Below are 4,841 nucleotides of genomic sequence, written 5' to 3'. Positions count from 1 at the left end.
TGGGTGGGTTCGGGTGTGGAGTTGTTGGGGGAGTCGCGGGTGTGGCCGGATCGGGGGAGGCCGCGGCGGGCGGGGGTGTCGTCGTTCGGGATCAGTGGGACCAACAGCCATGTCATCCTCGAACAAGCACCCACAGACGACGCGGCGACGACCGGGACGACCTTCGACCCCTCTGAGCGTCCCGACCGTCCCGACCGCCCCGACAACCCTGACCGTCCCGTGCCGCCCGTGCTGCTGTCCGGCAACACCCCCGTCGCGCTGCGCCGTCAGGCCGCCGCGCTCGCCGGCCACCTGACCGACCATCCCGACGCCGAGCCGGGTGACCTCGCAGCCGCCCTCGTCCGACGGGCCCGGCTCGGCCACGGCGCCGCCGTGCTCGCGGACGATCGCGGCACGGTCTCCGAGGCACTGCGCGCCCTCGCCGCCGGCGAGGTCCACGACTCCCTCGTCACGGCTGCCGACGCGCCCGGCCGCACCGTCTTCGTCTTCCCCGGGCAGGGCTCCCAGTGGCTCGGCATGGCCCGTGAACTCCTGGACACCAGCGACGCGTTCCGGGACGGCATCGAGTCCTGCGCCGAGGCGTTCGCCGAACACACCGACTGGTCCCTCCTCGACGTCCTGCGCGGCGCACCCGACGCCCCCTCGCTCGACCGGGTCGACGTGATCCAACCGGTGCTCTTCGCGATGATGGTGTCCCTGGCCCGCCTGTGGCAGGCGGCGGGCGTCACGCCCGACGCGGTCGTCGGCCACTCCCAGGGCGAGATCGCCGCCGCCCATGTCGCAGGTGCCCTCTCGCTCGACGACGCCGCGAAACTCATCACCCTGCGCAGCCGCGCCCTGACGGGCATCGCCGGCGACAGCGGCATGGTGTCCGTCGCGCTCGACCCCGAGGGCCTCGGACCCGTACTCGCCCGCCATCCGGGCGAGTTGGAGATCGCGGTGCGCAACGGGCCGCGCGCCACGGTCGTCGCGGGAGCCGACACCGCCCTCGCCGCACTCCTCCAGTGGTGCGCGGAGCACGACGTGCGCGCCCGGCGCATCCCCGTCGACTACGCCTCGCACACCCGGTACGTGGAGCCGCTGCGGGAACACCTCCTGGGCCTCGGCGCCGAACTCGCCCCGAGCCCAGCCGGAACCGCCTTCCACTCCGCCGTGACCGGCGGGCCGGTCGCCGGTGAAGCCCTGGACGCGGACTACTGGTACCGCAACCTACGCCAGCCGGTGCTGTTCGAGACCGCGGTCAACGGGCTCGTCGACGCCGGGTACCGACGGTTCATCGAGGTCAGCCCCCATCCCGTGCTCACCTTCGCGACCGAGGAGATCGTCGCCGCCCGCGGGGTGAACGCCTTCACCGGCGGGACGCTGCGCCGCGACCACGGCGGGCCGGACGCGTTCCGCCGCGCCCTGGCCGCCGCCCACCTCGGGGGCGTGCCCGTGACCTGGCGGACCCCACCGACCCCGCCCGACCTGCCCCTCACCTACCGCTTCGCCCGCGACCGGTACTGGCTCACCCCCACGGGCGGGCCCGCCGACGCCGGACGGCTGGGACTCGCCGCGGTCACCCACCCCCTGCTGGGCGCCCGGGTCACCCTGGCCGACGGCGGTGACCTCTTCACCGGGCGATTCACCCCGACCGACCTGCCCTGGCTCGCGGACCACAAGGTGTTCGGCACCGCACTCGTCCCCGGCACCGTCTTCGTGGAACTCGCCGCCCACGCGGGTGCCGCCGTCGACCACCCCGAGGTGCACCACCTGACCGTCAGCGCGCCCCTGGTGCCCGACGCCGACCGACCCACCGCCCTCCAGGTCCGCATCGGTCCGCCCGACGACACCGGGGCCCGCGCCCTGTCCGTGCACGCCCGCAGCGAGGACCGGGCCGACTGGACCCTGCACGCATCGGCGACCCTTCACCCGGCGGACCCGCACCGACCCGCACCGGCGGACCCGCCCCGACCCCCCGCCGACGCCGAACCCGTAGACCTGGACGACGTCTACCGGGAGCTGTACCGCCTCGGCTACGACTACGGCCCCGCGTTCCAGGGACTGGTGGCGGCCCGGCGCACCGCGGACGGCACGCTCCACGCCGAACTGACCGTCGCCCCGGACGAGGACGGCCCGGGCGACGGGGGGTTCGGCATCCACCCCGCGCTGCTTGACGCGGCGCTCCACCCCGTCGTCGCCGGGCTCGTCGGCTCCGTCTCGCCCGACCCCGAACGGCCCCTGCTGCCCTTCGCCTTCGAAGGACTGCGCCTCATCGCACCCGGCGCCACCCCCCGTCGCCTGCGGGCACGCATCGAACCCCTCGCCGACCACCGGTTCCGGTACGTGTTCACCGACCAGGACGACCACCCGATCGCGGAGATCGACTCGCTGGCGTTCCGTACGGCGGCACGTGCCGAACTCACCGGCGACGTCGACACCACCCGCACCGCCCACCACATCGACTGGCCCGAGCTGACCACCGCGGGGCCCGGCAGCGGAACCCCGCTGGTCCTGGCCGGCCTCGGCGACACGGCACTGGTGACCGGCGCCGACATCGTCGAGGACCCGGAGGCGCTGTTCGACCGGGACACCCCGCCCACCGCGCTGCTCGTCCCCGTCACCGACCCGGACCCGCAGCCGGAGGACGACGCCGGGGTTCCCGCCCGGGCGCACGCCCATACGGCCGCCGTGCTCGCCCTGCTCCAACGCTGGCTCGCGCACCCCGCCGGCGCGCAGGTGCCCCTCCATGTGGTGCTGCGCACCGGAGACCTCGCCACGGCTCCCGTGCGGGGGCTGCTGCGCACCGCCGCCGCCGAGCACCCCGGCAGGTTCGCCCTGGTGGAGACCGACGGACCCGCCGATGCGGGGCTCCTCGTCGGTGACCACGGCGAGCCGGAGTCCGCGCTGCGGGGCGGACGCGTCCACGTTCCGCGGCTCGCCGCGCACGACCTCGCCCCCGAGCCGCAGCCCGCCTGGCGCGCCGCCGCCCCCACCACCGGCGAAGCCACCGGCACCGTGCTGATCACCGGTGGCACCGGCGCTCTGGGCGCCCTGGTCGCCCGCCACCTCGCCGCCCGCCCCGGCCCCCCGCACCTGCTGCTCGTCAGCCGCACCGGACCGGCCGCGCCCGGGGCGGACGCCCTGGTCGCCGAGTTGCGCGCGGCCGGCGCCGAGGTGACGGTGACCGCCTGCGACGTCACCGATCGCACGGAGCTGACGGAACTGCTGGCGGCCCTCCCGGCGGACCGCCCGCTCCGTACGGTGATCCACGCCGCCGGCGCCCTGGCCGACGCCACGGTCACCGAACTGACCGGGGAGCAGCTGACCCGGGCCCTGCGCCCCAAGGTGGACGCGGCCTGGCTGCTGCACGAACTGACCGCGGACCTGCCCGTCGAAGCGTTCGTGCTGTTCTCCTCGGCGGTGGCCGTCGCCGGCGCCCCCGGACAGGCCAACTACGCCGCCGGCAACACCTTCCTGGACGCGCTCGCCGTCCATCGCCGCTCCCGCGGACTGCCCGCGGTCTCCCTCGCCTGGGGACTGTGGGAGGAGACCGGCGCGCTCACCGGACACCTCGGCGCCGCCGACCGCGTCCGGCTCGCCCGGTACGGCGTCGGGCCGGTCACCACCGAGCGGGGCCTGGACGCCCTCCTCCGAGCGGTGCGACCGCACACGGTGGTGTCGCCGCTCGACGAGGGCGTGCTGCGCCAAGAAGCGGCCACGGGTCAACTCCGGCCCCTGTTCCGTCAACTGGTGCGCATTCCGACGACCGCCCGTCGCGGCACCGCCACCGGCGGCGCCTGGGCGACCCTGCTCGCCGACACCCCCGCCCACGACCGGGAACGCACCGTCACCGCACTGCTGCGGGAACAGGCGGCCGTCGTCCTCGGACACGGCAGCGGGAACGGCGAAGGCGTCGACGCCGAGCGGGCGTTCAAGGACCTCGGCTTCGACTCGCTGACCGCCGTGGAACTGCGCAACCGGCTCGCCCGACTCACCGGACTCACCCTCCCCGCGACGGTGGTGTTCGAGTACCCCACCGTCACTGCACTCGCCGCACACCTCCTGGCCGGTCTCGACGGTCCGCCACCGGAGCGGGCACCGGAGTCGGTGGTGGTTCCGGTGGGGGTGGCGGTGGATGACGATCCGGTGGTGATCGTGGGGATGGGGTGCCGGTATCCGGGGGGTGTGGAGTCGCCGGAGGACCTGTGGCGGTTGGTGGTGGACGAGGTGGACGCGATCGGTCCCTTCCCGACCGACCGCGGCTGGAACCTCGACACCCTCTACCACCCCGACCCCGACCACAAGGGCACCACGTACACCCGGAGCGGTGGATTCCTCTACGACGCGGCCGAGTTCGACGCCGAGTTCTTCGGGATGAGCCCGCGCGAGGCACTGGCCACCGACCCGCAGCAGCGGTTGCTGCTCCAGGTCAGTTGGGAGGCGTTGGAGTGGGCGGGCATCGATCCGCACTCGTTGAAGGGCTCCGACACCGGAGTCTTCATCGGCGCCATGTACGACGACTACGCCACGCGCCTGCGGACCGCCCCCGAGGAGGTCGAGGGGCTGCTCCTCGCCGGCAACCAGTCCAGTGTGGCGTCGGGTCGGATCGCTTACGTGTTGGGTTTGCGGGGGCCGGCGTTGACGGTGGACACGGCGTGCTCCTCGTCGTTGGTGGCGCTGGACCTCGCCGTGCGCGCGGTGCGCTCGGGAGAGTGCACCACCGCACTGGCCGGCGGCGTCACCGTCATGGCCACCCCCGGGACCTTCGTGGAGTTTTCGCGGCAGCGGGGGTTGTCGGTGGATGGGCGGTGCCGGTCGTTTGGTGAGGGTGCGGGTGGTACGGGGTGGGGTGAGGGTGT

The 4,841-nt window shown here is 74.5% G+C and carries 1 protein-coding gene; it reads left to right on the top strand.

Features of this window, described 5'->3' with window-relative positions:
• Positions 1-3: 3 nt before the first annotated feature.
• A partial coding sequence (locus ACFWIA_RS34965) for an SDR family NAD(P)-dependent oxidoreductase (protein WP_387011310.1) occupies positions 4-4,841 on the top strand: 4,838 nt, incomplete at its 3' end.

Origin of the sequence: Streptomyces sp. NPDC127068 (assembly GCF_042724695.1) — a bacterium.
Taxonomy (GTDB): Bacteria; Actinomycetota; Actinomycetes; order Streptomycetales; family Streptomycetaceae; genus Streptomyces.
Note: the sequence above shows the minus strand (reverse complement) of the source record. Positions and strands in the feature narration are given on the sequence as shown.